Source organism: Pseudomonas sp. TE6283, assembly GCF_054060555.1.
The window spans coordinates 163,761-187,339 of record NZ_JBSSDH010000001.1 but is presented as its reverse complement, the minus strand read 5'-3'; the positions used below and the strand labels follow the sequence as shown (position 1 = coordinate 187,339).

Sequence of the window (23,579 nt, the reverse complement as noted above, 5' to 3'; positions counted from 1 at the left end):
GCGGTCGCAGGCGAAGGGGGCTCTCAGAGCCCCAGTTGCTTGATGATCGCCTTGCGGGTCGGCTCGGGCATTTCCTTGCTACCGTGGTCCGCGAAGACAGTCTTGTTGCCGTTCGGGGCGGTGATCTTGAAGTGGCTTCCTTTGCCTGCTTCGAAGGTCACCCCTTGGGCCTTCAACCATCGTCTGAACCCGCTGAACTTCATCACCTCATCTCTGTTGTCTGGATGAATCAAGAATACAACACAAATGTGGTGCTTACAACATTTTTGTGGTGCTTCTCGCTTGAGATTCACCTGGAGAATCTGGATGGACCCGACCGACTTCGGCCCAGGCACAGCCACCTGGCTGGGCGGAACGGGCACTGTCTTGCTGGGCGGCTTTCTCTGGCTGCGCAAATGGCTGTCCAGGGACGCTACCGATAGGGCGATGGACACTGCCGACATCGGCGTCGTCCGGCGCCTGAATGAGCTGCTCGACATCGAGCGCGAGGCCCGGAAAGAAGCCGAGGCCCGCGCCGATCAGTTCGCCAAAGAGCGAAACGACCTGGTGGCCACGGTAGGGCGCCTGGAGGGCAAGATTGAAGCGCTGACCAGCCAGGTCGGCCAGCTCAATGAGCGCGTAGCTGCGCAGAGCGATGAGCTCGCCCGCCTGCGCGGAAAGCTGGGAGGTGCTTCCTGATGGACAGATGCGCACTTGAATTCATCGCCCGCCGCTGGTGGCGCCGGGCAGAGGTCTGGATCATCGCTGCGCTGCTGGTCACCGGCGGGGCGGTCCTGGGATGGCAGTCGGCCTTCTGGTCGATGGCCACGACCCAGGCCAACCAGGTGGCCGAGATCCGGGCCGCCTATGATGCCGCCATGGCCGAGCGCGACAAGCGCCTGGATGAGCTGACCCGGAAGGCCGAGAACGCCGCGACCAAGGCGTCGAGGGCAGCGACCACCGCAACCCAGGCAGCAGACAAGGCTGATGAGGTCCTTAATCGAGCGACGCCGTAGCCTACATTCACTCTCAGCCCGTTGGTTGCACATTATGGGATAAGCATGTTCTGAGAGATTGCTGGTGAGCTTGCAACTGCGCAATTGTTTCGTCGCGGCGAGGTCCTCGGAGCGCATGACTCCAAGGCGGGTCCACAGCTAACTGCTTCTCAAAGTCGGCTATTACTCGCTGAATTGATAGGCAGGGATCAGAAGACTTAGCTCTTCGGTCCAGCTGGGTGTTAAGAGCCTTGTAGTCATCAAGCATACGGTTAGCTTGAGCGAGTTGCAGGTTAGCGAGAGTCAGATCGGCCTCTGACTTAATCACCTTCAGCTCAAGCTCGTGGGAATGCGTTTTAAGCTGGTCAGTTTTTTCAGACAGTATCTTTTTCTCGGCCTGAAGGTCTTTGATCAGAGTCGCTTGTAGCTCAACGGTGGATTGGATCTTACCCAGGCCGACGAGCTTTTCCGCTCCTACACCGAGAAGGTTCAGCAACGGCAAAGCTGCGACAAGGCCCGCACCAAAGGTCGCGGCAAAGCGTAAAAGAGTGCGTGGTTTAGCTCCCGACTGGGGAGGTGCTCTTCTCATCAGTTAATTCGTCTGTGAATGGTGAATATGCGCCTCCTGGGCTGGAGGGCATCGTTATCGGAAAATGCTGGGGAGTGCCGCAGGTGAGTGCGGCACGGCAGGATCACTCTGCTGCGATCTGCAGAGCCGCTTGAATCTGATCTGCGTACAGCGAGAGGCGCTCCATCTCCTCCTTCAGTGCAAGTGCTTTATCCGGGGTGTTGGCGACCTTCGAATTGATGAGCACAAGCGCAGCGCCTACTGCTGCTTCACGAATGCTGAGTCTAGGGCCGACTCCAGACATACCGGAGCGGTTAAGGTTCTTGAACAGGTCCGACATACTGCTCTCCATGCTTTGATTGGATCCCTATCAATACCGGCAACTCGCCACTATATCAAGACTCAGGGGGCACATGAGCAGACCAATGCCTCCGGCCGATCTGCTCGAATCGCTGTGGCTCACTTTGCGCCCGGCAACCGGTGTCTGGGATTGGGTCCAGAGCGAGATCTTCGCCGAAACCGGCAGCATTCATAATCCAGAGCATTCTCACCTGATTGACGCCAACATCGGCGTGCTGTGGGCATCGACTGGGTTCGCCAAGCAGGGGCGGGTAGTTCTCGGCCAGGCTGAGCAGCTGATGTTCCGCGCTGGTGGATGGCAGAAGGCCCGGCAAGAGCAGCAGATGCGGCAGTGGTTCGGCGAGGAGCCGGCCTACCTCATCACTCTGGCTGCCGACTACTGTGCTCAATGCACCGACGCCGAGTTCTGCGCCCTGGTTGAGCACGAGCTTTACCACATCGCCCAGGCGACTGATGAGTACGGCGCACCCAAGTTCACCCAGGACGGGCTGCCTAAGCTCTACCTGCGCGGCCATGACGTCGAAGAGTTTGTCGGTGTGGTGAGGCGCTACGGTGCCAGCAACGATGTACAGCAGCTGATCGACGCTGCAAGCCGGCCGCCTGAGGTGGCCAAGATTAACATTTCGAGGGCCTGCGGAACCTGTCTGCTCAAGTTGGCCTGATTCCCTGACGGGGTTTGACGGATGGCAACCATATGGCAGCACTACGAAGCGAGGTCAAAGCCTACATCGTGCAGGCCCTGGCCTGTTTCGACACGCCGTCCCAGGTAGCCGAGGCGGTCAAGAAGGAATTCGGCATCGAGATCAGCCGGCAGCAGTGCGAGTCGCACGACCCGACCAAGTACGCCGGGCAGAAGCTCGGGCAGAAGTGGGTGGACCTGTTCAACCTGTGTCGGGAGCGCTTCCGCAACGAGACGGCTGACATCCCAATCGCGAATCGGGCGTACCGGCTGCGCGGCCTTGGGCGAATGGCCGAGAAGGCCGAGAACATGCGCAACCTGGCGCTGACCGCCCAGCTGTACGAGCAAGCCGCCAAGGAATGCGGCGACATGTACGTCAATCGCAAGATCGAACCCGACAAGCCCCTGGGCTCCCAGGCGGACCAGCAGCACGCCGTTGCTGAGTACAAGCTGGAGCCAGACGAGAATGTCCCGACTACCCCGTACCTATGAGGCGCCGGTAAAGCTGACGCCCAAGCAGGCGAACATCTATGTCTGGGGCTTCCAGCCTGAGGCACGCTTCCGAGATGCAGTATGCGGGAGGCGGTTCGGCAAGACCTTCCTAGGGAAGGCAGAGATGCGTCGTGCTGCACGTCTGGCTGCGGAGTGGGGCGTGAGCGTCGAGGACGAGATCTGGTATGGCGCGCCGACGTTCAAGCAGGCCAAGCGGGTCTTTTGGCGCCGGCTGAAGCAGGCCATCCCTGAAGCGTGGCGCGCGGCCAGGCCGAACGAGACTGAGTGCTCGATCACCCTCAAGTCCGGCCACATCATGCGCGTGGTCGGCCTGGACAACTACGACAACCTGCGGGGCTCCGGCCTATTCTTCGTTCTGGTGGACGAGTGGGCGGACTGCCCGTGGGCAGCTTGGGAGGAAGTGCTCAGGCCAATGCTCTCGACCTGTCAGTACACGATCCCCCAGACCGGGGAGTCGAGAAAGGGCGGTCATGCGCTGCGCATCGGAACGCCGAAGGGCTTCAATCACTGCTACGACACGTACCGCGACGGGCAGCCTGGCGGGGAGCCCGATCACAAGAGCTGGCAGTACACCTCTCTGCAGGGCGGCAACGTCCCGGCCGATGAGCTGGACGCGGCCCGCCGCAAGATGGACCCGCGCACGTTCCGCCAAGAATACGAGGCCGGGTTCGAGAACTACGCCGGGGTGGTGTACTACACCTTCGACCGAGTCGAGTGCCGTACCAGCGAGCGCATCAAGCCGGGCGAGGCCGTGCACATTGGCATGGACTTCAACGTCATGAAAATGGCCGCGGTGGTGTACGTGGTCCGGGACGGCCTGCCGCTGGCACTGGATGAGTTTCACTCGGTGCGGGATACGCCAGAGATGATTGAGAAGATCAAGGTTCGTTTCTCCGGCCACAGCGTCTCCGTGTACCCAGACGCCAGCGGGCAAAACACCAGCAGCAAGAACGCCAGCGAGTCGGACCTTTCCCTGCTCAAGAAGGCCGGCTTCACCGTCGTGGTCGACTCACAGAACCCCGGCGTGAAGGACCGGATCAACGCGGTCAATTCCATGTTCCTCAACACCTACGGGGAGCGGCGCCTGAAGGTCAACATCGACCAGTGCCCGCAGCTGACTCAGTGTCTGGAACGGCAGACCTACACAGACAAAGGTGAGCCGGACAAGGACCCCAAGAAGGGGCACGACCACATGAACGACGCCGCCGGCTACTTCATCGCCAAGCGGTTCCCGATCAAGACTCAGTCCGCCGGCACCCGCCGCATTGGAGGTTTGGCGTAATGCCTGTTCAATCCACCAATCCAGACTACGACGCTCACATCGAAGAGTGGCGGATGATGGACGACGCACTGGAGGGCGAGGGCGCTATCAAGCGCAGTCCGCGCAACCTGCCCAAGCCCAGCGGCATGGTCGAAGCTGAAAAGCTCGACGGCCAGGGCAATGCGTACCTCTACCGTAACTACACTGACCGGGCCCAGTACGAACACTGGGTGCGGGATTCTCTGCGGTCGATGATGGGCCTGGTTTCGCGGCTGATCCCCGAGGTGAAGCTGCCCGCAGGCTTGAAGGGCTTGGAGGACAACGCCACGGCTGATGGCTTCGGCCTGACTCAGTTGTTCCTGCGGATCGTGCGCCAGGCCATTTCCCACGGCCGGGTGCCGCTGGTGGTCAACATCGATGATGCCGGCCAGCCGTACTTCGCCACCTACGCGGTGCGCAACGCCATTAACTGGGACACCGCCGATCAAGGTGGTCGTCAGGACCTGGTGCTGGCGGTGTTCCGCGAATTTCGGCGTAAGGAGCAGGATCGCTACAGCCACGAGTGCGAAACGGTGTACCGCGAGTTCTATATGGACGGCCTGGTCTGCCGCACAGGCGTGCGCAACGAGGCTGGCGAGCTGATCGAGGACGACCGCCCCCTGGGCACTGTCGACGGCAGCAACAACCTGGTGCGCGGCCTGGGCTACATCCCCGTCATCTACTGCGGTTCCACTGACAACTCGCCTGATGTGGACGAGATCCCGTTGCTGACCATGGCCAGAGCCGCGCTGAAGTCCTACCAGCTGAGCGCCGACTACTTCACCGCGCTGCACCAGACCAGCCACCCGCAGCCGTGGGTCTCCGGCCTGGACGAGAGCGTGGAGCTCAGTGTAACCGGTCCTTCCGCAGCCTGGGATCTCGGGCCGAAGGGGCAATGCGGCTATCTGGAGTTCCAGGGTGCCGGAATCGAAGCTGTTCGCACGGCGATGGCAGACCAGAAGAGCTCGGCCCTCGAGGCGGGCGCCAAGGTCATGGACGTGTCCGGTACGGAATCGGGCGAGGCCCGCAAGACCCGGCAGAACGACCAGCATGCCACCCTGCACAGCATCGTCATCACTGCGGCTGAGGCCATCGAGCAGGCCTTGCGGTACGCCGCAGAGTGGACTGGCTACGATCCGGACGATGTCGTCTTCACGGTCAAGCCGGAGTTCTTGATTCCAGAGGTCAACGCCCAGGTGTTGGCCGAGCTGCAGAAGAGTGTCATGGCCGGCACCATCAGTGCCGAGACCTACTGGCAGTACCTCACCACCGGGAAGCTTCCCGAGCACCCCTACGACGAAGAGGCCGAACTTATCGCCGATGACCACGGCGCCGGCGGCGTCAACTTGGACAAAGATGATGGCGACGAAACCGGAGCAAACGGCGGACGAGAAGCTGCTGGAGCAGGTCAGCCGCCACTCGGTACTGCTTGAGCGGCTCAAGGCTGGCGAGGTCAAGAAGTTCGAGACCTACCTGCGCCGCGCTGACACCCACATCCGCGACCAGCTCACCCGCAAGGAGCTGACCACCTACGGCCGAAGCCGGCTTGAGGAGTTTTTGGGGCGGGTGGGCGGCAAGCTGCTGGAGATCTACAAGGCCTTCAGCGACCGGATGCAGTCCGACCTGGTTGACATCGCGCAGTACGAAGCCGCATTCGAGGGGCGCAGCCTGGCGAAGGCGCTGCTGATCGACGCGGTGATGCCAGCGGATCCCCTGATCCGGGCGGCGATCAACACTCAGCCCCTGCAGGTGGCCGGGGTGGATGGCGGCAAGCTGCTCAAGCCGTTCCTGAGCGGATGGACCCGAACCGAAGCTGACAGGGTCACCAACGCCATCCGGATGGGTGTCGTGCAGGGCCAGACCAACGCCGAGATCACCCAGGCCGTGCGCGGCACCGCGGCGCAGAACTTCACAGACGGAGTACTGGCGGTCACGAACCGGAGTGCTCGGGCAGTCGTTCAGACCGCAGTCCAGCATGTGTCCACCACAGCGCGCATGGAAACGCTCAGGGCGAATACCGAGGTGGTGCCTGGATATCGGATCGTCGCCACCCTGGACCGGAAGACCAGCGTGCAGTGTCGGAGCCTCGATGGTCGTGAGTATGAAATGGGCAAGGGGCCGGTGCCGCCGTTTCATATCCACTGCCGGACGACTATTACGCCAATCACTAGGTTGTCGGCGCTGTTCGGGCAAGGAGCTACGAGGGCGGCTGTCGGCGCAGGCGGTGGCGGGCAGGTCTCTGCAAGCCTCAGCTACTACCAGTGGCTCAAAACGCAGCCAGCGGCCTTCCAGGACGCTGCGCTGGGGCCGGTACGCGGCAAGCTGTTCCGCGACGGTGGCCTGACTGCTGAGCGCTTCGCCTCGCTGCAGCTGGACAAGAATTTCAAGCCACTGACACTGGACCAGCTTAAGGGGCTGGAGCCTTTGGCGTTTGAGCGAGCTGGTTTGGATTGATCAAGCACGCAGCTACGGTATCGTATGACTCCCCCGCAAGGAGAAGCGCATGCTGACTGCAACTAGATCTAGGAAATACTTGACCGACAGTTTTATTGGTACGGACGAAGGGTGCGGAATATTCATCCCTGCAAATCGTATGCTGTATCGATTCGTGAGCGATAACCCCAGCAATACTGACCGAGACCAGATTGCATCTAAGGCGCTGATCATTGGTAGGAGCCTAGCCGCTTCCGCTGAGCGCCGAACCATAAAAGGCGAGCGTTTGTCGTCTGCAGACTTCTTCAACGGATTGGCAGATGCTATTTCCAAGTCAGGCGTAGAAGAGCTGCTTGGCTTCATTCCCCAAGGGGAAGCCATTTCGCGTTCGAGCGCGACTGACGTACATAAGGCGCACGCTTTTCTCTGCACTGCGATTACTGGTTACACAGGGAGAGATTGCAGTAGCTTCGCCTCGAAGTACCTTCACTTCCACAGGCCTAATCACTTTCCAATGATGGATTCTCGAGCACGCACTGCGTTGAAGTGGGTGGCGGAGGAAGAGGAATGGGTCTTTGCGTTCACCACCTCCAGATCCGCGAAAAACTACCCTGAGTACGTGCGCATTTATCTCGACGCCAAGGATGTTTTCGAAGCCGAGTTGGGAAGACGTTTGAGTCTCCGTCAAATGGACAACATTCTGTTAAATAGATACGACAACTACATCTAGAACCAACCCGCTTCGGCGGGTTTTTTTATGCCTGCCAGGCGGGCCAATGAATCCCAAGGGGATAGCCAAATGCCTTTCGACTTCGACCCGGCCGCACACGGCCTCACCCTCGACGAAACTCAAACCACCGCGCTGAAAGCAGTGCTGGGCGGCGAGGTACAGAAATTCTTGGACGGTGAGGTCTCGGGCCTTAAGTCCAAAAACGCCGAGCTGATCGGCTCCAACAAGACCATCAAAGCCGAACTGGACAAGCTGAAAGGTCAGTTCGACGGCCTGGACATCGAAGCAGTCAAGGGTCTGCTGGCCAAGGCCGGCCAGGACGAAGAGACCAAGCTGATCGCTGAGGGCAAGCTGGACGAAGTCATCAGCCGCCGCACCGAGCGCCTGCGCACTGACCTGGACAAGCAGGTCAAGGCCGCCAACGAGCGTGCGGACAAGGCCGAAGCCTTCGCAGCCAAGTACAGCGACAAGGTGCTGGCTGATTCAATCCGCGCTGCTGCCATCAAGGCCGGCGCGCTGCCCGAAGCCGCCGAGGACATCATCCTCCGCGCCCGTGGCACCTTCAAACTGAGCGAAGACGGCGAGCCCATTGCTACCGACCGTGCCGGCGAAGTCGTGTACGGGAAGGACGGCAAGACCCCGCTGTCTCCTCTCGAATGGGCGGAATCGCTGCGCGAAACCGCTACCCACCTGTGGCCAAGGGCTCAGGGTGCCGGGCAGACCGGCGACAACGGTGGCAAGGCCACGAAGAAGTGGGGCGAGTACACCGAGACCGAGCGTGCTGCGATGGCTCGTGACAACCCCGACGCATTCAAAAAACTCCAAGCCACCCGAGGAACCTAACCCATGGCATCTACCCAACTGTCGGACATCTTCGTCGCCGACTACTACGGCACTCTGGAGCCAGTGAATTCTCCAGAGAAGACCGCCGTTTACGAGTCGGGCATCATCACCCGCTCTGCCACCCTGGACAACATCGCCAAGAACGGTCAAGGCACTTCCGAGATCAGCTACTGGCAGGATCTCGATGCCGACGAGGCGCCGAACATCTCCAACGATGACCCCGACGACCTCGGCGCTGTAGGCAAAGCCGAACAGGGCAGCATGCGAGCCCGAACCCTGTACCTCAACAAGGGTTACGGCGTCTCCGACCTGACCGCTGAACTGGCCAACTCCGAGCCGATGCAGCACATCCGCAACCGCTTCGGCACGTACTGGACCCGCCAGTGGCAGCGCTACCTGATGGGCGCCGGCCGCGGCATCATCGCCGCCAACATCGCCCAGAACGGCGGCGACATGGTCAAGGACTCGGGCGCCTCGATCAGCGCCAATGCCTTCCAAGACGCCGCCTTTACCGCTGGTGACGCAGCCGACATGTTCGCCGCCATCGGCGTGCACTCGGTCGTCATGAACCAGATGGTGAAGCAGGACATGATCGAGTACCTGCGCGACTCGCAGGGCAAGATCATCCTGGCCACGTACCTGGGTAAGCCGGTGTTCATGGATGACGCACTGACCTACGCCCCGGGCCAGTACCTCTCGTTGTTCTTCGGCCAAGGCGCCTTCGGCTACGGCGAGGGCGACCCGCACATGCCTGTCGAGATGCAGCGCAAGGCTGATGGCGGCAACGGTGGTGGCGCCGAGGTTCTTTGGGAGCGCAAGACTTACATCCTGCAGCCGGCTGGCTTCAGCTGGCAGGGCAGCGAGAACCGCAACCTCAGCCCGACCGCTGCCCAGTACGCTACAGCAGCGAACTGGAAGCGCGTTTTTGACCGCAAGCAGGTTCCGTTCGCCGCGGTCATTAGCGGCACCGCCACCCCTTGAGCCCATGATGCAGGGCGCCGGTCTGGCGCCCTGCGCAGGAGATCAGCATGAAAGTCATCTATACCAACACCCCAGGCAACGAGCGCGGCACCTGCTATCGCCGTCTGGACCAGTTTTTCGGCGTGATCGACGGCGCCACCTCGGTGTCCGTGCAGGGCGATGCTCCGCACATCGGCGAGGCGTATCAGCGCCAGGGCATCAGTGTGAGCGAGATCGAGGAAGGTCTGCGCCTGGACGGCCCGACTATCGCCCAGTGGCTGGAGCAGGGCTATAAGGCGTCGGCCTACCCGCCGAACGGCTACGCCCCGGTCAGCAGCCAGGCAGAGATCGACAAGGCGATCGAGGACGAGGGCGGTAGCGACGATGAGACCGACCCGCACAAGATGAAGGTCCCGCAACTGAAGGCCTGGCTGACGGCTCAGGGCATCACCTTCGACCCAGCCCTCAACAAGCCCGATCTGCAGGCTCTCATCCCGTCGAAGGAATAAGCTATGACCGACTTCATCACCGTCACTGATGTCGACCAGGCACTCGGGCAGGGCTGGGCAGGCGACGGTGATGCGGTCCTTGCTGTTGCCATGGCCAATGCCTGGCTCACGGCCAAGATCAAGCGGGCGGTGCCAGATCCGGTGCCGGGCGCCATCGTGAGCGCCGGCGCGCAGGTGGCCAAGCTGGCAGCGGCTGGCAAGTTGTACAAGGACACCCAGCGCGAGGTGCAGAGCAAGACCGTGTCGGCCCAGGCCGGCACCTCGACCAGCAAGACCTATGTCGCGGGTTCCGTCGACCGCTCAGCTGGAGAGAACTTCGCCCTCGACCTCATCGCCCCGTGGATCCGGCGCTCTGGCACCGTGATGCTGAAACGGGTGTAACTGCCTTCAGTTTCGCCAGGCCTGTTTCAGCTCCTGATCAAACCACTGCTCAGCTACATCGTTCGCGGGCATCACGCTCTTGAACTCTAGGTAGTGCCCATAACCTTGGGCCCGAAGCCAGTCTTTGAACTCTCCGAAACTCGGATGCCAGCCTGGCGGCTGCTCCTTCGTTCCCGCCCAGGTGTGAGCAAGTTGGCGTATCGCCATTTCGCATTCAGCTTTTTTTGTCATGTCCGATCTCTGTCAAGAGGTTGGGCAGGAGTTTATTTGAATGGGCATGCGAGAAGAAATCCAGGCGGAACTGGCGGAAGCGTTCGACGACCCGGATGGCTTGGCCGATGCAGTGAAGCTTGTGGCTGGCTCCCGCACGGTGAAGGGTGGTTACGACCCCGAGATCGGCGGAACGGTTCCAGCCTCGACTCTCCACTACTCCGGTCGCGGCGTGTTCGGCAGCTATCTGGCCAAGGAGATCGACGGCACACGCATCCAAACCGAGGACGTGAAGCTGCTGGTGCTGCAGAACGAATTGTTCGAGCGCCAGGCAGGCGCTGTAACCGATGTCCCGGCGCTGCCCAAGATCGGCGACCAGGTGAGCAGCTATCGCGTGCTCAACGTTTCCGAGGACCCGGCCCAGGCGACCTGGACCATTCAGCTGAGGAGGTGACATGGCGCGAGGCTCACACATGGCCCAGCGGTACGGCGGGCAGCAGGGAGGATTCGCCGAGGCCATACGGGCGTTCGCCGAGCAGGCTGAGCAAGCCCTGGACGCTACCTTCCGCGAGATCGTGATCGAGATCGGTAGCAGCGTTATTCGCATGTCGCCGGTCGGCAATCCGGAATTGTGGGCGGCCAACGTAGCGCACCGGGCCAAGGCCACTAGGGCAGCCGATGAATACGACTTCAAGGTCGCGGTACGCAACACCCTGATCAACCTGAACCAGGGCAACTTCACCAAGGCAGGCAAGCTGCGCAAGGGCGTGAAGTACGCCAAGCCTCTGACGAAGACGGAGCGGGAGCAGAACTACGCCACCAATGGCATTGTAGCCGGCCAAGGCTACGTAGGCGGGCGATTCCGTGGGAACTGGCAGTTCTCCATTGATTCGCCGGCCACCGAGGAACTCGACCGCATCGACCCGTCGGGCAGCGAAGCCATGACCGCGCTCATCACGCAGGTGCAGGCGCTGACCATCGGCCAGACGGCCTACATCGTGAACAACCTGGCGTACGCAGTGCCGCTGGAGTACGGCCACTCAACCCAGGCCCCGGCCGGCATGGTCAGGGTTACCCTGGCCAACTTCCAACGCATAGTCGACGAGGCCATCAGGAACAACAGCTTATGAGCCATGCACGAGCCCGCCAGGCCATCGAAATCAAGCTGATGGCCTGGGCCGCGGCGCGCCCGATCCGGGTCGCGAATTTCGAGCAGACTTTCGAGCCAGGCCCCGACGAAACCTACCTGCGCGCCTTTCTGCTCCCGGCCAGCGCCACCTGCCGCTACTTGGGCGGTGAGGCCTACGAGTACACCGGCATCTACCAGGTCAGCATCACCTGCCCGGCAGGCCAGGCGCTGGCGACTGCTGAGGCCGTGATTGATGAGCTCACCAGTGTCTTCCGTGTCGACAGCGAGCTGAGTCGCAACGGCTTCGAAGGCCTGGTCGTCGAGCCGGTAGAACAGGGCCCCACCATCCCCGAGCCGTCGACTTACACAGTCCCGGCCAGCTTCACCTACCGCGGCATCGCGGACCAACCGCCCGCTGGGGCATAACACCGCCGCCCGGCGGGCTACCAAGAGGAAACACACATGGCCGCACGCATCCCGCTGCCCAACGGTTCTGTGCTGGAGATTGCCAGCACCCTGGGCACCGCCGTGCCTTTCACTGCCCTGACCAATGCCAAGCCACCGGTGGCGAGCGCGGCAGGCCACACCATTGATGCCGATGACATCCTGCTGATCAGCTCCGGCTGGGCTCTCATCAACGACCGCACAGCCAAGGCTGCCAACGTCACCACCGACGCGTTCTCGCTGGCGGGCCTGGATACCACCAACACCGACCGGTACACCGCAGGTGCCGGCGTTGGCTCGGTCGTACCGGTGTCGGGCTGGACGCAGATCTCGAAAGTGACAGGCTTCACGGTCTCTGGCGGCGAGCAGCAGTTCCTCACGGTCGGTTACCTCGAGAACGACGACGATCTGCAGTTCCCCACCAACCGCAACCCGATCAGCGTGTCGGTGACGGTCGAGGACCAGCCAACAGCGCTGTACGTGCCGGTGGTCGAGGGGTACGACGACTCCAAGGAGCTGACGGTGATCCGCCTGAAGCTTCCGGGCGGCGGGCAGATCCTGATGCCTGGCTACGTCAGCATCACCAGCACGCCGACCATGGAGCGGAACCAGCTGATGACCCGCACCATCTCCGTAGGCCTGTCCGGCCGACCGACCCGCTACAGCGCTTAAGGATCCGTCATGGCGAAGATCAAGATTGCCCAGAACCCAACGTTCACCGCGGTTGTGCAGGTTCCGCGCATCGGCGGCGAGCCGGTGCCGGTTGAGTTCCAGTTCCGGTACATGGACCGTGTGACACTGGCCGGGATGTTCGACCGCTGGAACAAAGCGCGCGACACCTGGGCAGAAAAGGCCCAGAAGGATGGTGCGAGCTGGGAGGAAGTCACCGCTGGTGAAATCACCCTGCAGGCCGAGCAGCTGGGCGAGATCATCACCGGCTGGGATCTGGAGGACGAGTTCAGCCAGGAGGCGATCGTCGAACTCGTGCGCACCTGCACCGGCGCGCCGAAGGCAGTGACCGATGCCTACCAGGCGGCCTACAACCCGGCCCGCTTGGGAAACTGAGGGCGGCGGCGCGGGCACTGTACGAGCGCGGCCCGTCCGCCGAGCAGCTGGCGGCCATTGGCTTGACCCTGGCCGACCTCCCCGAGGAAGAGGTGGAGGTTTGGCTAGATGCTTGGCCGGTCATCCGAGTATTCGAGGCACTGGGCACACAGTGGCGCCTGGGGCAGGGCGGACCTTCGGGTTTGGACTACACAGCCATCCCCGCAGTCGCGTCGATGCTCGGAATCAAGCGCCGAGAACTCACCGAAATTTTCCCCGATCTCCGCATCATGGAACACGAAGCTCTGGCCGTGATGGCTGAAGCGGCGGAGTAGGGCAACGACTGACGCGGCCAGGCCGCAGGAAATGTATATGACGCATGAATTGCAAGAAGTCGCGCAAGCGCCGACGAATGAATCCATTGACGAGCGCGACGTTCTTCAGTGGCTCACGGACATAGCATCGATCAGCGAGCTTATTCCTTCGGTTGTGCTGCCTTTATCTCGTTGATCACCTTCAGGGCTCCTTCGATCGGAGCTTTGTAGTAACCAAGCAATGGCCCTTCAAAGCCCGTCGAGTTGCTGTTTAGGTAGATTTCCAACTGCTTAACCAGCTTCTCCCGCTCAGGGGCATCGCGGTAAACAACGGCAGCAAGGGCTTGAACGGTTCGTACTAGTCCAAGGCCAAACGCATCGTGGCGGCTGAGTTCGTTCGGGTCAATTGCCAAGGTAACCTCCTAGTTACATTGCCCCAGTCCATGGGCTTTCCCGCAACGGACCGGGGCGGTTCGTTGGGAGGCACAACGCTACTATGCCCCGGTCCAAGCCACGTACTGGCTTTCCATACAGCTAGGAGCCGCTCGTCTCAGCCGGTAAAGTGTAAAGCTTTCAGTTTATTCAGTAGGCGCAGAGAACGGTGTAAAGGACTATGGCAGAGCTTGACTCCGCGTCCGATGATAGCGACGCGATATTAGTTAAAAATGAAGGTGCCAATGAGAAAAGGGCCTTATCAAGAATTGAGAGAATTCTGAGCGATGACGAAATGTCACACTCTGGAGTTCAGAAAATGATTTTAGATAGGCTTGATGTCGCAGAAGAGAAGGTTCTAGTTTTAGAACGGGTAAGGGATGAGTGTTACGATGTTAAGAGGGAATTGGCTGTAGCTAAAGCGACTATAGAACGAGTCGCGTCTCTGGATACAATGCAGTCAACCATGCTCGGGGTTGGATGTTTAATTCTTGGATACATTCCTACCGCATGGGGTAACGTGTCTTTAACTATATTGGCATGTGTCACGGGTCTAGGCTTAGTCGGAGGAAGCTATTCTTCAAAGAGGAAAAAGGTATGAGGCTCGAAATCGGGAATTTTATAGAGTCCGGTAACCTCGAAAAAGAAAGGCTTATACTCATCGCCAAGGAAGACGTCGATATTGGGAACTATGTCGTTCTGCGCTCTAGGCGCGGTAATACAGGTAATCCAATATCTGGGAGTAAATCCGCATATTGGCTGCCTGATGTCGAGCTTAAGGCTGGAGATATTGTTGCTCTGTACAGTAAGGATGGAAGTCCTCGCAAGAAAACCTTGGAATCTGGGAAAAAAGTCCATTTTTATTACTGGAAACTGAAGAAGCCGATATGGGGTGATGGCAGTGAAAATACAGCTGTTCTATTGGAAATAGGTAAGTGGTCTCATAAGTCGCCTGTGGTGTGACTTTAGATTTTGGCTTAACTGGCCCAGCCCCGCGCTGGGCTTTTTGCATCTGGGCTCACCCCTGGCTCCGGCGCTTCCAGGCGTGATGCCTACCCAAGTCACTGGCGTGAAATGCCCGCGTGAGATGCGCCTTCTCCAGCTCCTCAGCCCAGGCTATGGCCTCGGCACGCTCCCTGGCGCGCAAGTCGTCGAGCATCGCGGCCCAGTGCTCCAGCGCCTCCATGAATCGCCGGATCTCATTCTCAGGCATCTCCGAACCCTTCGTATGAGTGGTTTGGAGGGGTAAGGATAGCTTGCTGGGTTGACATGGCTATTCAATCCTGCGTCATTAGCTCATGATGGCGCTTCGCCTTCCGCAAGGAGTCGGTCATGGCGTTGCGGTTACGGAAAAGCTTCAAGGTCGCGCCGGGCGAGCGTATCAACCGTAAGCGTTCGGTGAAGTCACTTTTCATGGCTTGGGCGTGCATCTACTTGGCTGAATGCGCGCGAGACAGGATCGCCCTATGATTTGGTGAGTCCACGTCTGATAATGCCTCCGATATCAATATTCAAGGCAGGCCAATAATGGACTACCGTGCAATTCGCTGCGCCCTATTTGCCTTTTCCTTCTTCGTAATGTGCCAGCCAGTACAAGCATCGAAGTGGCAGATTTGCCGTATGGAGCTACATATCACTGATGTGTTGAAGCTTCCCTATCCAAAGCTACAGGCCCAGGTCGTGAAGGTGAGCCAGGCATCGACCACTGCAGAATGCCCGGAAAAGGGGGCGACTATCATATTCGTACCGGAAACTGCTGATTACCAAAGCACGCTCCCACGCAGGCAGTGGCCCCAAAAGGGCCAGTTGATGCACATCAACTACCGATATCTGGATGGGACGTGTAAAGGCGATGGCCATCCCCATGAGTGCCGTATTAAACACTACCCCTTAGCGGGTACTTGGTAAGCGTCCGACGAACACATGTTCGCCACATACAGGTCGAAGAACTTGCGGCCAGCATGGGCCATTCAGCCGATTTCGGTGATAGCCATCCGATAGTCCTTTGGGATGCGAAAGCCCGGCGCTTGGCCGGGCTTCATTGCTGCTCGAAAATCCCGCGCAGCTTCTGGTCGTGTTCTAGCTGTGTTGCGCGGTAGAAGATGTTCCGACCTTGGAGGATCTGCGCCATGCCTCGGGCTGAGGCGAGGTCCCTGGTCCCGACAATGATCACCTCCGCTCGCTCACTCCAAGTGTCGGTTACCTCGATGGTGTAGCTCTCGACCTTGCCGTCATCCCGCTTGGTGTGGCCGAGGCATTTAAAGATGATGGCGGACTCAGTCATGTAGGGCTCAATGATGGCCTCAGGGCTGGCCGTGTATGCACAAAGCCCCATTCTATAACGTATAGAATGGGGCCCCTATGTACGAAATATGGATCTGAGCGGCAGGCGGACAGCCCGCAAGACGCTTGGTGCTCTCTAAGCAAAGCTAACGCCTACGTATCAGCGTTCTCCACAAACCTTTGCACCTGCTGCTGTATTTCTGCTCCGTGCGCGATCTCAGCTTTGCGCAACTCGTACGCAGACTGGAGGTTCGTCCAGAACTGGGGGGTGGTGTCAAAACAGGTTGCGAGGCGCAATGCCACATCGGCCGTGATGCCGCGCTTCTCGTTCACAATATCCAGAACAGTAGGCGCGGAAACGTGAAGCCTACGGGCAACCTCTGTTGCTGTGAGGTCCAGTGGATGGAGGAACTCTTCCTTGAGGATCTCACCCGGATGGACCGGGCGCATACCGTTAGTAAACACAAGTCACCTCAGTGGTAGTCTACAATTTCAACGTTTTCAGGCCCCTGAGCATCCCAGGTGAAGCAAATGCGGTACTGATCATTTATTCGGATGCTGTATTGCCCTTGCCGGTTCCCTTGTAGTGCTTCCAGGCGATTCCCGGGAGGTGCCCTGAGGTCCTTCAGGGCGACCGCCTCATTCAACATCGTCAGTTTCCGCTGCGCGACAGATTGGATTGGCGCCCATCTACGGGAGGAGCCAGTCGTGTACAGCACCTGCGTTTCTTGGCAACGGAAGCTGATGATCATCGTTAACGCTTAACGTGGGTCGTTAATGACGATTGTAGAGGGGAGCCGACAGACCAACGTGATTCCCGATGAACGGAGGCGCCAGCCCGGCGCTTGGCCGGGCTTGAACTACTTGTAATGGCGCTGCCGGAGTACCTCAGAGCAACGTTTGGCAATAGTCAGAAAATGCCAGGAACCAATGAGCATCACGCCTACGATGCCATAAACAGCGATCCCCAATGATGTAACCCCGACTTGCTCTGTAGCGTGCAGGATGTCTGGCGCAACCTCTTTGACTTTCCATAGGTAGAAGCTGCCGACTAGAAAACTGGGGCCGCCTATCAGAGCTAGTGCCCAGCTATTGACCTCCGACCATGGGCGCTTGCTTTCATTTCGGATCAGCTGCATAGCTTTTTTGAACAGCGTCACTGGACCCCCAAGCTCTGTTGTGTCGTTCAGAGGCACAACGCTACTACGGCTTGATCCAATCCTGCCACTGGGTTTCCGTCCAGGGTGGATGGGTGGACAGTCAGACAGATCCCTCGATTTTGCTGCCTCGTAAGTGCTAGATTCGAGGGAACTGGATGTTCTCAACAGGGATCAAGGCAATGGCTAGCGTAAAAAGGAATTATGGTGTTCGAGTTCATTGGAGAAAGCGCTCCGATGGAACGACTGGAGACCGTGGGTTCGAGGTAAAAGCATCAAGTCAGACCGAAGCAGAGCTTCTAGCCCGGCGTGAGGCAGAAGTCAGAAGCCCTGGGTGCGATTTGCTTGAGATTCGAGTGACAGAGCGTCAGTAACGCCGAGCCCAGCCCCGCGCTGGGCTTTTTGCATCTGGGCTCACCCCTGGCCCCGGCGCGTCCACGCATAGTGCTCCCATAGCGCGCTGGTGTGGAAAGCCCGCATCAGGTGCATGCTCCGTAGTTCTTCGACATGGGCAATGGCCTCGATCCGATCCTGGGCGCGGATCGCAAACACAGCCTCCGCCCAATGCTCCAGCGCCTCGACAAATCTCCGCTTCTCATCGTCGGGCATCTTCGCACCCTTCATGTGAGTGGGTAAGGATAGACTGGATGGGATGGGATGGGATGGGATGGGATGGGATGGCGGGTAGGGGTGTCTGTCGGCCGGGCGGAAACGAAAAGCCCGGCGCTTGGCCGGGCTTTTTGTAGTCGCTACTTGAGCTTGCTCTTCAGCATTTCAAACATGCTTGCCTTCGCTCGGGCGACAAACTCATCTTCTGACTCACCTTTCTGCGGAAGGCCTAGCTGAGATTCAAGTTCGTTCAGGAAGTCGTCGCTTGTGATGATGGTTGCCGCGTCGTCCGCAAACTGAGTCGCTTTGGATTTGCCAAGCACACCTCCAAGAGCTGCAACTGTTGCGAGTCCCATCTCTGCCCTTGTGGCGACGGCGAGCGTTCCTTCCTCAGAGTTTGAGCGCATGATGTCGGCTAGCGATTTCATTGCGCACCTCCGGTGTTCGCTCTGAAGTACTCCCGAAATACTTGGTCCATAAGGTCGGTGAAAATCTTGCAGATATTCTCTTTCTGATCTTCAGAGAGTGAGGACCAAATCTGGACCAATGAGGTGAAAATCTTTACTAGCACGTCAAGCACGTGGCGCTCCTTGTAGTGGTGCAGTGGCTATTGGACGGTGTCAGTTATTGGTTAGCGTCGTTCAGAGCCTGGGCGGCGCTGGGCCGGGCTTGCAGTTATCTAGAAATGGGCATGTGGCGGAAGTAATGCAGCACGCCGCATACCTGACCAGCCTCAACCTCTGCGGCGTTCTGCCAGAAGGATGCAGCAAGTGGCTGGTCGACAGTGAAGAGGCACACGATCACTCCCTCGTCTAGGTCGTACACAACACGTTCAACTTGCGGATCGATCTGCTGCCCCGAGATGGTTTCCCACATTGTGGTGCTTGTGCCTTGCTCGAAACGTATTCCCTCGGTCGGGACAAATGGCAGCTCCAAGTCGCGGTAGTAACCGCGGATGACTTTGCCGTGTTGGATGACCCGGACAGCAAGCATAACTTTATGCACTTAGAGATTCTCCTGGTGTTCGTTTGGCATGTTCACGGGCTCCCATTGCCCTGAGGGCTCTACTGCATCTAGCCGGTACATGGTGAGAACACCAGCTGCGTAGCTACCCGCTACCCCCGCGAAGCCGATCTTTTCCCCATCCTTGAATCGTCCGTCATAGATTTGCTTGGCCTCACCGCTCTGAGGAGCCAGAGATACAGAAACTCTTCCTGAAGGCCGGCAGTGAATAAGCATGATTGCATTTGTGCGGTGCCCGTTTGGTGACTCATCGAAGGCACGCACGATGTCGTGCCCATCAGGCTGGAGACAGATTTTGGCTGGAATAGTCGCTGAAAATCCTTCTGCACTAGTCTCATCACCGTAAGCAGATGGCATGTAGAACATCAGATTGAGGCCTATCAGCGCCTTGGCTGGTAGCGGTGAGAGCCAGTCTTCAAACGTGTTCCTGGTGCCGACCAGGGCCGGCTCGAAATTCTCCTTGAGCAGGTCGGTGGAGGCTTCTAAGAGTGCGCCTCCGACTGCAGCGGATAAGGCCAGAAGGCTGCTGGACAGATGCTTTTTGAGTGAGGGCATTGTTCGCTTCCTTGCGGATTGAGGTTGACGAACCCGCGAAAAATTGTGGGTTAAAAAATGAACGGCGCTTGGCCGGGCTTGGGGTTACTCAAGACTTAGCGAATGGCGGTTTGGATCGCAGTGCGGAGCAGAGCTAAGTCCTTTGTCGGTATGACATAGGTTCTCGAGAGCATGTCACCGACCCGCTGGCACCTTGCGGACTGCGTGTAGATGAAGATCGTTATGATCCCCAAGGGCACCTCAACGTGCCTGGTGAATCCGCGAATCAGAGCCTGAACAAGCGTTGGCGGTCCGCCTGCTCCGTTGATAACGGTCAGCCCAAAGGCGCACTTGCCCGGGGTCCTACCTTTGAAAAGCCATTCGCACAGTGGGTATAGGAATAGGTGGACGAAGACCAGTTCAAACCCTGCGAACAACAGGGTCTCTTGATTGGCAAGCCACAGACCGATCAGGACGATTGCTCCGTAATCGATGATATACGCCCCTATGCGTTTCATCAGAAGTGAGGTCCTAGAGACTTCCATCGGGTGCTCCGTGCTGTGGCTATGGCGAGTGCGTGGAGCCCAGCGCTTGGCCGGGCTTGGCTATTATTTTGCCATTAGCACTGAAGGCCCCGCAATTGCGGGGCTATGGCGCTTCCTGTTCATAGTGGTAGATTGCCCTCATTAACAAGGAGGGCGCGCATGAAGCGTTTGGCATTGATGGCCCTGGCCGGGCTCGTCCTGGCAGGATGCGGGGAAAGCGATATCGACCGGGCGCGTAAGGCTGCCGCCTATCACTTGAAGGATCCGGAGTCCGCACAGTTTCGTAATGACAGAGTGGTAGGGAAGGACGGAACGGTCTGCGGCGAAGTAAATGGAAAAAATTCACTCGGCGCCTATGTAGGATTTTCCCGATATGTCGCGTTACGGAAGGACGATGGCAGCTATATGGCTCTGGTTGACGCAGACGGACAAAGTTCCATTGTGAGCTCAACCTGCGATTAGCAGACAATGATAATTGAACCCGCTTCGGCGGGTTTTTTAATGCCTGGAGAACTAGATGAGTCAGGGTGATATTGCCGTCCTCGGCATCAAAGTCGAATCAGGCGATGCAGTGACTGCTGCAGGAGATCTCGACAAGCTAACGAAAGCCGGGGAGCGCGCGGAAGTTGCTACAGGTAGCGTTGGTGCACAAGCCAAAAGCTCTGGCGTGTCGATCAGGGACTTGGCGGCAAGCACTCAGTCTGCCGAACAGGCAATAGACCGATACACCCGCCAGGCCCAGGCTGCTGGTATGTCGACCAAGGCTTACACCGCAGCTCTGCGCGGCGTGCCAGCGCAGTTCACGGACATTATCGTTTCGCTGCAAGGCGGGATGAATCCGCTAACCGTCATGCTTCAGCAAGGCGGCCAGCTCAAGGACATGTTCGGTGGAATCGGGCCGGCAGCCAGGGCACTGGTGGGATATGTCGCGGGCTTAGTCAATCCGTTCACCGTCGCCGGCGCGGCAGTTGCTGGGCTGGGCGTGGCGTATTACAAGGGGGCAGAGGAGGCGCAGGACTTTCGCAAAGCGCTCATCCTCACAGGAAATGCAGCTGGGACCAACGCCGGTGCCATGTCCGATCTGGCTCGCCAGATCAGTACCACAGTGGGCACAACCGGGGCTGCTGCTGAGGTGCTCGCTCAGCTCGCAAGCAACGGAAAAATCGCCGGTGACAGTATTGGCACTGTTGCGACTGCTGCCCTGCAGATGAAAGATGCTACGGGGCGCGCGGTAGAGGAGACGGTTGCTGAGTTTGTGAAAATCGGGAAGGACCCGGTGGCGGCAGCCAAGGAGCTGAACGAGCAGTACAACTTCCTTACCGCGAGCACCTACGCCCAGATCGTAGCCCTCAAGGAACAGGGCGATACGGTGGGTGCGGCCAAGCTCTTGACTGATAGCTACGCCCAAACGATCGATACCAGATCAAAAGAGATCGTCGAAAACCTCGGCTGGATCGAAAAGGCCTGGCGCGGTGTTTGGGGCATGACAAAGAGTGCTGGTGATGCGGCATTGAATTTTGGTAGATCGCAAGGCTTGGAAGAGCAGCTCGCGAACGCAAAATCCGAGTTGGCGACTATCGACAGAATGTTTGCGGCGAATCCTATAGCCGCAGCAGGCAAGGAAAACCAAGGAAGGCGAGACCTAATTGTCAGTACTGTGCAGACTCTTGAGGAGCAGCTGAAGACTCAGGCTGCTATCGACCAGGCCCAAGAGAACTACCGGAAGCGCCAGCGCGACTCGATCATCGCCATGCACGAGGTCGACACTCTCGAAAAGTCCGCCTGGACCAACGTGGAGAAGCGTGCCGACGCTTTGCAAAAATACGACCGTGCGCTGGAGAAGATCCGCAAAACCGACCCGAACGACGCACGGCTCAAGCCAGAGACCATTGCGCGCGTTCGTGCCGACATCGAAGAGCAGTACAAGGATCCCGCCACTAAGAAGACCCCTGCATACCGAGAAGACGCCGGCACCAAAGCCCTTGACCAGGCCCGCCAGCAGTACTCGGTGCTCCAGCAGCAGAACAGCCTGATCGGTGCCCAGCGCGGCGAGATGCAGAAGCTGGGTGAGGCTGGCCAGGCTCTGGTGAAGTGGGAGCAGCAGTTGGCCGACATCAAGGACAAGAAGGTACTGACTGCCGACCAGAAGTCGCTACTGGCCAACCAGCAGCAGATCACCGTCCAGCTCCAGAAGAATGCCGAGCTGGAGAAGGAGATGCAGCTGCGCAAGGTGGCCACGGAGGAGGCGCAGAAGCTAGCGGCCTTTCAGGGCAACCTGAACAGCCAGCTGCAGCGCGCATCGCTAGGTCTCGACAGTAATCTGGCCAGCATGGGCCTGGGCGATGTCGCCCGCCAGCGCATGCAGGAGCGGCTGAGTATTGAGCAGCGGTACCAGCAGCAGCTGGACAACCTCGAGCAGCAGCACAACGAGGGGCGCATCAGCAAGGGGCTTTACGAGAAGGAGTCCGACGCCCTGCGCAAGGCGCTGGATGATCGCCTGGCCATGCAGACCAAGTACTACGAGGATGTTGATGCCGCGCAAGCCGACTGGTCGCTGGGCGCGCGTTCGGCGTTCGCTTCGTACCTGGAACAGGCCAGGGACGTCGCCGGCCAAACCCGTACCCTGTTCAGCAACGCTTTCTCCAGCATGGAGGACGCTGTGGCGAACTTCGCCATTACCGGCAAGCTGTCGTTCTCCGACTTCGCCAAGTCGGTGCTGGCTGACATGGCCAGGATTGCGACGCGACAGGCGATCACCGGCATTGCCGGCAGCCTGTTTGGGTCGGCCATCAGCGGCTTCTTCGGCGGCGGGGCTTCGGCGGTGGGGGAGGGGACCATGACCGGATTCAGCGAGGGCTCCTTTGTGCCCAATGCCAAGGGCGGGGTGTACGACTCGCCGAGCCTGTCGCACTTCAGCAACCAGGTGCACAGCACGCCCCAATTCTTCGCCTTCGCGAAAGGGGCGGGCGTGTTCGGCGAGGCGGGCCCGGAGGCGATCATGCCACTGACCCGAGCGCCGGATGGAAACTTGGGGGTTCGCGCTGTAGGCGGATCTGGCGCTGGTGGCTCCACGTCCATCTCAGTCAGCGCACCAGTGAACATCAGCGTCCCCGATAGGAGCGGCGAGGGGATGGAGCTGGACCAGGGCCTGCTACAGCAGAACATGCAGAAGCAGATGGAAATCGCCGCCCAGAAAGCCGTCGCAGAGTCCTGGCGGCCAGGCGGAATCAGCCACCGAAACGCTACGCGGAGAACCTGATGGCCATTGAAACCTTCCGCTGGGCTACTGAGCGCGGCGAGACCCCCGATATCCAGTACAGGGTGCGAGAATCTCGCTTCGGCGGTGGATACCGACAGGTCGTTGGCGACGGCCCGAACAACAAGGAAGACAGCTACCCGGTGACCATCACCGGCAGGAAGGCCCAGGTGCTGGAGGTCATGGCCTTCTTCGACCGGCACGCTGGCGCGAAGGCGTTCCTCTGGAGCACCCCGCTTGGCGAGCTGGGCCTGTTCACCTGCGTCGATCCCAAGCCGACGCCGATGGGCGGCGAGCAGTTCAAGGTCACCGCCACCTTCCAGCGGGCCTTCCACCCGTAAGGAATCAC

General features: G+C 59.4%; 36 protein-coding genes. 23 read left to right on the top strand and 13 right to left on the bottom strand.

What is annotated here, in order from left to right; translation table 11 throughout:
• Positions 1-23: 23 nt before the first annotated feature.
• Positions 24-203, bottom strand: a complete 180-nt coding sequence (locus ACVWZ5_RS00955) for a type II toxin-antitoxin system HicA family toxin (protein ID WP_457340329.1) — start codon at positions 201-203, stop codon at positions 24-26.
• Positions 204-306: 103 nt separating this feature from the next.
• On the opposite strand from ACVWZ5_RS00955, the gene ACVWZ5_RS00950 reads away from it, so the two are divergent.
• Both ACVWZ5_RS00950 and ACVWZ5_RS00945 read left to right on the top strand, forming a co-directional pair.
• Complete coding sequence (locus ACVWZ5_RS00950) at positions 307-678, top strand: chemotaxis protein (protein ID WP_457340328.1); 372 nt, start codon at positions 307-309, stop codon at positions 676-678.
• Positions 678-995 carry a hypothetical protein gene (locus ACVWZ5_RS00945; RefSeq protein ID WP_457340327.1) on the top strand — a complete coding sequence of 106 codons (318 nt, stop codon included), beginning with the start codon at positions 678-680 and terminating at the stop codon, positions 993-995. The genes ACVWZ5_RS00950 and ACVWZ5_RS00945 overlap by 1 nt, the downstream gene beginning before the upstream one ends.
• Before the next feature lie 13 nt (positions 996-1,008).
• On the opposite strand, the gene ACVWZ5_RS00940 is transcribed toward ACVWZ5_RS00945, so the two are convergent.
• Together ACVWZ5_RS00940 and ACVWZ5_RS00935 are read right to left on the bottom strand one after the other, a co-directional pair.
• Positions 1,009-1,563 (bottom strand): hypothetical protein, encoded by a 555-nt coding sequence (locus tag ACVWZ5_RS00940; RefSeq protein WP_457340326.1) that lies wholly within the window; start codon positions 1,561-1,563, stop codon positions 1,009-1,011.
• A gap of 103 nt (positions 1,564-1,666) precedes the next feature.
• Complete coding sequence (locus ACVWZ5_RS00935; protein WP_457340325.1) at positions 1,667-1,882, bottom strand: hypothetical protein; 216 nt, start codon at positions 1,880-1,882, stop codon at positions 1,667-1,669.
• Positions 1,883-1,967: 85 nt separating this feature from the next.
• On the opposite strand from ACVWZ5_RS00935, the gene ACVWZ5_RS00930 reads away from it, so the two are divergent.
• The 10 genes from ACVWZ5_RS00930 to ACVWZ5_RS00885 all read left to right on the top strand — a co-directional run bounded on the left by ACVWZ5_RS00930 (position 1,968) and on the right by ACVWZ5_RS00885 (position 10,250).
• Positions 1,968-2,564: a putative metallopeptidase gene (locus tag ACVWZ5_RS00930; protein ID WP_457340324.1), complete on the top strand. Its 597-nt coding sequence runs from the start codon at positions 1,968-1,970 to the stop codon at positions 2,562-2,564.
• Positions 2,565-2,596: 32 nt separating this feature from the next.
• Positions 2,597-3,073: a DUF2280 domain-containing protein gene (locus ACVWZ5_RS00925; protein ID WP_457340323.1), complete on the top strand. Its 477-nt coding sequence runs from the start codon at positions 2,597-2,599 to the stop codon at positions 3,071-3,073.
• Positions 3,048-4,376, top strand: a complete 1,329-nt coding sequence (locus ACVWZ5_RS00920) for a phage terminase large subunit family protein (RefSeq protein WP_457340322.1) — start codon at positions 3,048-3,050, stop codon at positions 4,374-4,376. Before ACVWZ5_RS00925 ends, ACVWZ5_RS00920 begins: the two co-directional genes overlap by 26 nt.
• Complete coding sequence (locus ACVWZ5_RS00915) at positions 4,376-5,827, top strand: DUF4055 domain-containing protein (RefSeq protein ID WP_457340321.1); 1,452 nt, start codon at positions 4,376-4,378, stop codon at positions 5,825-5,827. Before ACVWZ5_RS00920 ends, ACVWZ5_RS00915 begins: the two co-directional genes overlap by 1 nt.
• A complete protein-coding gene (locus ACVWZ5_RS00910; RefSeq protein ID WP_457340320.1) occupies positions 5,754-6,848 on the top strand; it encodes a minor capsid protein in 1,095 nt (364 codons plus the stop codon). Before ACVWZ5_RS00915 ends, ACVWZ5_RS00910 begins: the two co-directional genes overlap by 74 nt.
• Positions 6,849-6,897: 49 nt before the next feature.
• Entirely contained in the window at positions 6,898-7,557 is a 660-nt protein-coding gene (locus ACVWZ5_RS00905) for a hypothetical protein (RefSeq protein WP_186595600.1), read from the top strand.
• A gap of 69 nt (positions 7,558-7,626) precedes the next feature.
• Complete coding sequence (locus tag ACVWZ5_RS00900; RefSeq protein ID WP_457340319.1) at positions 7,627-8,400, top strand: hypothetical protein; 774 nt, start codon at positions 7,627-7,629, stop codon at positions 8,398-8,400.
• Between the two features lie 3 nt (positions 8,401-8,403).
• Positions 8,404-9,381, top strand: a complete 978-nt coding sequence (locus ACVWZ5_RS00895) for a major capsid protein (RefSeq protein ID WP_457340318.1) — start codon at positions 8,404-8,406, stop codon at positions 9,379-9,381.
• Positions 9,382-9,428: 47 nt separating this feature from the next.
• Positions 9,429-9,869 (top strand): HeH/LEM domain-containing protein, encoded by a 441-nt coding sequence (locus tag ACVWZ5_RS00890; RefSeq protein ID WP_457340317.1) that lies wholly within the window; start codon positions 9,429-9,431, stop codon positions 9,867-9,869.
• Positions 9,870-9,872: 3 nt separating this feature from the next.
• Complete coding sequence (locus ACVWZ5_RS00885; protein WP_457340316.1) at positions 9,873-10,250, top strand: hypothetical protein; 378 nt, start codon at positions 9,873-9,875, stop codon at positions 10,248-10,250.
• 6 nt (positions 10,251-10,256) lie between these two features.
• Here the strand turns inward: ACVWZ5_RS00885 and ACVWZ5_RS00880 are convergent, their stop codons facing one another.
• Entirely contained in the window at positions 10,257-10,481 is a 225-nt protein-coding gene (locus tag ACVWZ5_RS00880) for a hypothetical protein (RefSeq protein WP_457340315.1), read from the bottom strand.
• A 40-nt stretch (positions 10,482-10,521) separates the two neighbouring features.
• Between ACVWZ5_RS00880 and ACVWZ5_RS00875 the strand changes: the two genes are divergently transcribed.
• The 6 genes from ACVWZ5_RS00875 to ACVWZ5_RS00850 all read left to right on the top strand — a co-directional run bounded on the left by ACVWZ5_RS00875 (position 10,522) and on the right by ACVWZ5_RS00850 (position 13,412).
• A complete protein-coding gene (locus tag ACVWZ5_RS00875) occupies positions 10,522-10,914 on the top strand; it encodes a hypothetical protein (RefSeq protein ID WP_457340314.1) in 393 nt (130 codons plus the stop codon).
• Position 10,915: 1 nt separating this feature from the next.
• Positions 10,916-11,590: a hypothetical protein gene (locus tag ACVWZ5_RS00870; protein WP_457340313.1), complete on the top strand. Its 675-nt coding sequence runs from the start codon at positions 10,916-10,918 to the stop codon at positions 11,588-11,590.
• Positions 11,587-12,015, top strand: a complete 429-nt coding sequence (locus ACVWZ5_RS00865; RefSeq protein WP_457340312.1) for a phage tail terminator-like protein — start codon at positions 11,587-11,589, stop codon at positions 12,013-12,015. The genes ACVWZ5_RS00870 and ACVWZ5_RS00865 overlap by 4 nt, the downstream gene beginning before the upstream one ends.
• A 36-nt stretch (positions 12,016-12,051) precedes the next feature.
• The gene (locus tag ACVWZ5_RS00860) at positions 12,052-12,705 is read left to right on the top strand and encodes a phage tail protein (protein WP_457340311.1); all 654 of its coding nucleotides are present in this window, start codon (positions 12,052-12,054) and stop codon (positions 12,703-12,705) included.
• Positions 12,706-12,714: 9 nt separating this feature from the next.
• Entirely contained in the window at positions 12,715-13,098 is a 384-nt protein-coding gene (locus ACVWZ5_RS00855; protein WP_160290738.1) for a phage tail assembly chaperone, read from the top strand.
• 62 nt (positions 13,099-13,160) lie between these two features.
• Positions 13,161-13,412, top strand: coding sequence for a DUF1799 domain-containing protein (locus ACVWZ5_RS00850; RefSeq protein WP_457340310.1), 252 nt, complete (start codon positions 13,161-13,163; stop codon positions 13,410-13,412).
• Between the two features lie 140 nt (positions 13,413-13,552).
• On the opposite strand, the gene ACVWZ5_RS00845 is transcribed toward ACVWZ5_RS00850, so the two are convergent.
• Positions 13,553-13,804, bottom strand: coding sequence for a hypothetical protein (locus ACVWZ5_RS00845; RefSeq protein ID WP_457340309.1), 252 nt, complete (start codon positions 13,802-13,804; stop codon positions 13,553-13,555).
• A gap of 200 nt (positions 13,805-14,004) precedes the next feature.
• On the opposite strand from ACVWZ5_RS00845, the gene ACVWZ5_RS00840 reads away from it, so the two are divergent.
• Positions 14,005-14,424 (top strand): hypothetical protein, encoded by a 420-nt coding sequence (locus ACVWZ5_RS00840; protein ID WP_457340308.1) that lies wholly within the window; start codon positions 14,005-14,007, stop codon positions 14,422-14,424.
• A complete protein-coding gene (locus tag ACVWZ5_RS00835; RefSeq protein ID WP_457340307.1) occupies positions 14,421-14,786 on the top strand; it encodes a hypothetical protein in 366 nt (121 codons plus the stop codon). The genes ACVWZ5_RS00840 and ACVWZ5_RS00835 overlap by 4 nt, the downstream gene beginning before the upstream one ends.
• A gap of 1,075 nt (positions 14,787-15,861) precedes the next feature.
• On the opposite strand, the gene ACVWZ5_RS00830 is transcribed toward ACVWZ5_RS00835, so the two are convergent.
• From ACVWZ5_RS00830 to ACVWZ5_RS00795, 8 genes are all read right to left on the bottom strand, one after another.
• Positions 15,862-16,107 (bottom strand): hypothetical protein, encoded by a 246-nt coding sequence (locus ACVWZ5_RS00830; protein WP_457340306.1) that lies wholly within the window; start codon positions 16,105-16,107, stop codon positions 15,862-15,864.
• Positions 16,108-16,259: 152 nt separating this feature from the next.
• A complete protein-coding gene (locus ACVWZ5_RS00825; protein ID WP_435827605.1) occupies positions 16,260-16,556 on the bottom strand; it encodes a HigA family addiction module antitoxin in 297 nt (98 codons plus the stop codon).
• A gap of 23 nt (positions 16,557-16,579) precedes the next feature.
• Complete coding sequence (locus ACVWZ5_RS00820; protein WP_267302207.1) at positions 16,580-16,858, bottom strand: type II toxin-antitoxin system RelE/ParE family toxin; 279 nt, start codon at positions 16,856-16,858, stop codon at positions 16,580-16,582.
• An 819-nt stretch (positions 16,859-17,677) separates the two neighbouring features.
• Positions 17,678-17,872 (bottom strand): hypothetical protein, encoded by a 195-nt coding sequence (locus tag ACVWZ5_RS00815; RefSeq protein WP_457340305.1) that lies wholly within the window; start codon positions 17,870-17,872, stop codon positions 17,678-17,680.
• Positions 17,873-18,012: 140 nt separating this feature from the next.
• The gene (locus ACVWZ5_RS00810; protein WP_457340304.1) at positions 18,013-18,300 is read right to left on the bottom strand and encodes a hypothetical protein; all 288 of its coding nucleotides are present in this window, start codon (positions 18,298-18,300) and stop codon (positions 18,013-18,015) included.
• Between the two features lie 247 nt (positions 18,301-18,547).
• Positions 18,548-18,877, bottom strand: a complete 330-nt coding sequence (locus tag ACVWZ5_RS00805; RefSeq protein ID WP_457340303.1) for a hypothetical protein — start codon at positions 18,875-18,877, stop codon at positions 18,548-18,550.
• Positions 18,878-19,450 carry a hypothetical protein gene (locus tag ACVWZ5_RS00800; protein WP_186595635.1) on the bottom strand — a complete coding sequence of 191 codons (573 nt, stop codon included), beginning with the start codon at positions 19,448-19,450 and terminating at the stop codon, positions 18,878-18,880.
• A gap of 95 nt (positions 19,451-19,545) precedes the next feature.
• On the bottom strand, positions 19,546-19,947 hold the full coding sequence (locus tag ACVWZ5_RS00795) for an RDD family protein (RefSeq protein ID WP_457340411.1): 402 nt from the start codon (positions 19,945-19,947) through the stop codon (positions 19,546-19,548).
• 186 nt (positions 19,948-20,133) lie between these two features.
• Here ACVWZ5_RS00795 and ACVWZ5_RS00790 point away from each other — a divergent pair, with 186 nt between their 5' ends.
• From ACVWZ5_RS00790 to ACVWZ5_RS00780, 3 genes are read left to right on the top strand one after another with little or no spacing between them, the layout of a single operon-like run.
• Positions 20,134-20,436, top strand: coding sequence for a hypothetical protein (locus ACVWZ5_RS00790; RefSeq protein ID WP_457340302.1), 303 nt, complete (start codon positions 20,134-20,136; stop codon positions 20,434-20,436).
• Between the two features lie 55 nt (positions 20,437-20,491).
• Entirely contained in the window at positions 20,492-23,233 is a 2,742-nt protein-coding gene (locus tag ACVWZ5_RS00785; RefSeq protein WP_457340301.1) for a phage tail tape measure protein, read from the top strand.
• Complete coding sequence (locus tag ACVWZ5_RS00780; protein ID WP_457340300.1) at positions 23,233-23,571, top strand: phage tail protein; 339 nt, start codon at positions 23,233-23,235, stop codon at positions 23,569-23,571. The genes ACVWZ5_RS00785 and ACVWZ5_RS00780 overlap by 1 nt, the downstream gene beginning before the upstream one ends.
• The last annotated feature ends 8 nt before the right edge of the window (positions 23,572-23,579 follow it).

Coding starts and splice junctions, on each gene's coding strand:
- ACVWZ5_RS00955 (WP_457340329.1), bottom strand. CDS start 203: ATGAAGTTCAGCGGGTTCAGACGATGGTTGAAGGCCCAAGGGGTGACC.
- ACVWZ5_RS00950 (WP_457340328.1), top strand. CDS start 307: ATGGACCCGACCGACTTCGGCCCAGGCACAGCCACCTGGCTGGGCGGA.
- ACVWZ5_RS00945 (WP_457340327.1), top strand. CDS start 678: ATGGACAGATGCGCACTTGAATTCATCGCCCGCCGCTGGTGGCGCCGG.
- ACVWZ5_RS00940 (WP_457340326.1), bottom strand. CDS start 1,563: ATGAGAAGAGCACCTCCCCAGTCGGGAGCTAAACCACGCACTCTTTTA.
- ACVWZ5_RS00935 (WP_457340325.1), bottom strand. CDS start 1,882: ATGTCGGACCTGTTCAAGAACCTTAACCGCTCCGGTATGTCTGGAGTC.
- ACVWZ5_RS00930 (WP_457340324.1), top strand. CDS start 1,968: ATGCCTCCGGCCGATCTGCTCGAATCGCTGTGGCTCACTTTGCGCCCG.
- ACVWZ5_RS00925 (WP_457340323.1), top strand. CDS start 2,597: ATGGCAGCACTACGAAGCGAGGTCAAAGCCTACATCGTGCAGGCCCTG.
- ACVWZ5_RS00920 (WP_457340322.1), top strand. CDS start 3,048: ATGTCCCGACTACCCCGTACCTATGAGGCGCCGGTAAAGCTGACGCCC.
- ACVWZ5_RS00915 (WP_457340321.1), top strand. CDS start 4,376: ATGCCTGTTCAATCCACCAATCCAGACTACGACGCTCACATCGAAGAG.
- ACVWZ5_RS00910 (WP_457340320.1), top strand. CDS start 5,754: ATGGCGACGAAACCGGAGCAAACGGCGGACGAGAAGCTGCTGGAGCAG.
- ACVWZ5_RS00905 (WP_186595600.1), top strand. CDS start 6,898: ATGCTGACTGCAACTAGATCTAGGAAATACTTGACCGACAGTTTTATT.
- ACVWZ5_RS00900 (WP_457340319.1), top strand. CDS start 7,627: ATGCCTTTCGACTTCGACCCGGCCGCACACGGCCTCACCCTCGACGAA.
- ACVWZ5_RS00895 (WP_457340318.1), top strand. CDS start 8,404: ATGGCATCTACCCAACTGTCGGACATCTTCGTCGCCGACTACTACGGC.
- ACVWZ5_RS00890 (WP_457340317.1), top strand. CDS start 9,429: ATGAAAGTCATCTATACCAACACCCCAGGCAACGAGCGCGGCACCTGC.
- ACVWZ5_RS00885 (WP_457340316.1), top strand. CDS start 9,873: ATGACCGACTTCATCACCGTCACTGATGTCGACCAGGCACTCGGGCAG.
- ACVWZ5_RS00880 (WP_457340315.1), bottom strand. CDS start 10,481: ATGACAAAAAAAGCTGAATGCGAAATGGCGATACGCCAACTTGCTCAC.
- ACVWZ5_RS00875 (WP_457340314.1), top strand. CDS start 10,522: ATGGGCATGCGAGAAGAAATCCAGGCGGAACTGGCGGAAGCGTTCGAC.
- ACVWZ5_RS00870 (WP_457340313.1), top strand. CDS start 10,916: ATGGCGCGAGGCTCACACATGGCCCAGCGGTACGGCGGGCAGCAGGGA.
- ACVWZ5_RS00865 (WP_457340312.1), top strand. CDS start 11,587: ATGAGCCATGCACGAGCCCGCCAGGCCATCGAAATCAAGCTGATGGCC.
- ACVWZ5_RS00860 (WP_457340311.1), top strand. CDS start 12,052: ATGGCCGCACGCATCCCGCTGCCCAACGGTTCTGTGCTGGAGATTGCC.
- ACVWZ5_RS00855 (WP_160290738.1), top strand. CDS start 12,715: ATGGCGAAGATCAAGATTGCCCAGAACCCAACGTTCACCGCGGTTGTG.
- ACVWZ5_RS00840 (WP_457340308.1), top strand. CDS start 14,005: ATGGCAGAGCTTGACTCCGCGTCCGATGATAGCGACGCGATATTAGTT.
- ACVWZ5_RS00835 (WP_457340307.1), top strand. CDS start 14,421: ATGAGGCTCGAAATCGGGAATTTTATAGAGTCCGGTAACCTCGAAAAA.
- ACVWZ5_RS00830 (WP_457340306.1), bottom strand. CDS start 16,107: ATGACTGAGTCCGCCATCATCTTTAAATGCCTCGGCCACACCAAGCGG.
- ACVWZ5_RS00825 (WP_435827605.1), bottom strand. CDS start 16,556: ATGCGCCCGGTCCATCCGGGTGAGATCCTCAAGGAAGAGTTCCTCCAT.
- ACVWZ5_RS00820 (WP_267302207.1), bottom strand. CDS start 16,858: ATGATCATCAGCTTCCGTTGCCAAGAAACGCAGGTGCTGTACACGACT.
- ACVWZ5_RS00815 (WP_457340305.1), bottom strand. CDS start 17,872: ATGCCCGACGATGAGAAGCGGAGATTTGTCGAGGCGCTGGAGCATTGG.
- ACVWZ5_RS00810 (WP_457340304.1), bottom strand. CDS start 18,300: ATGAAATCGCTAGCCGACATCATGCGCTCAAACTCTGAGGAAGGAACG.
- ACVWZ5_RS00800 (WP_186595635.1), bottom strand. CDS start 19,450: ATGCCCTCACTCAAAAAGCATCTGTCCAGCAGCCTTCTGGCCTTATCC.
- ACVWZ5_RS00795 (WP_457340411.1), bottom strand. CDS start 19,947: ATGAAACGCATAGGGGCGTATATCATCGATTACGGAGCAATCGTCCTG.
- ACVWZ5_RS00790 (WP_457340302.1), top strand. CDS start 20,134: ATGAAGCGTTTGGCATTGATGGCCCTGGCCGGGCTCGTCCTGGCAGGA.
- ACVWZ5_RS00785 (WP_457340301.1), top strand. CDS start 20,492: ATGAGTCAGGGTGATATTGCCGTCCTCGGCATCAAAGTCGAATCAGGC.
- ACVWZ5_RS00780 (WP_457340300.1), top strand. CDS start 23,233: ATGGCCATTGAAACCTTCCGCTGGGCTACTGAGCGCGGCGAGACCCCC.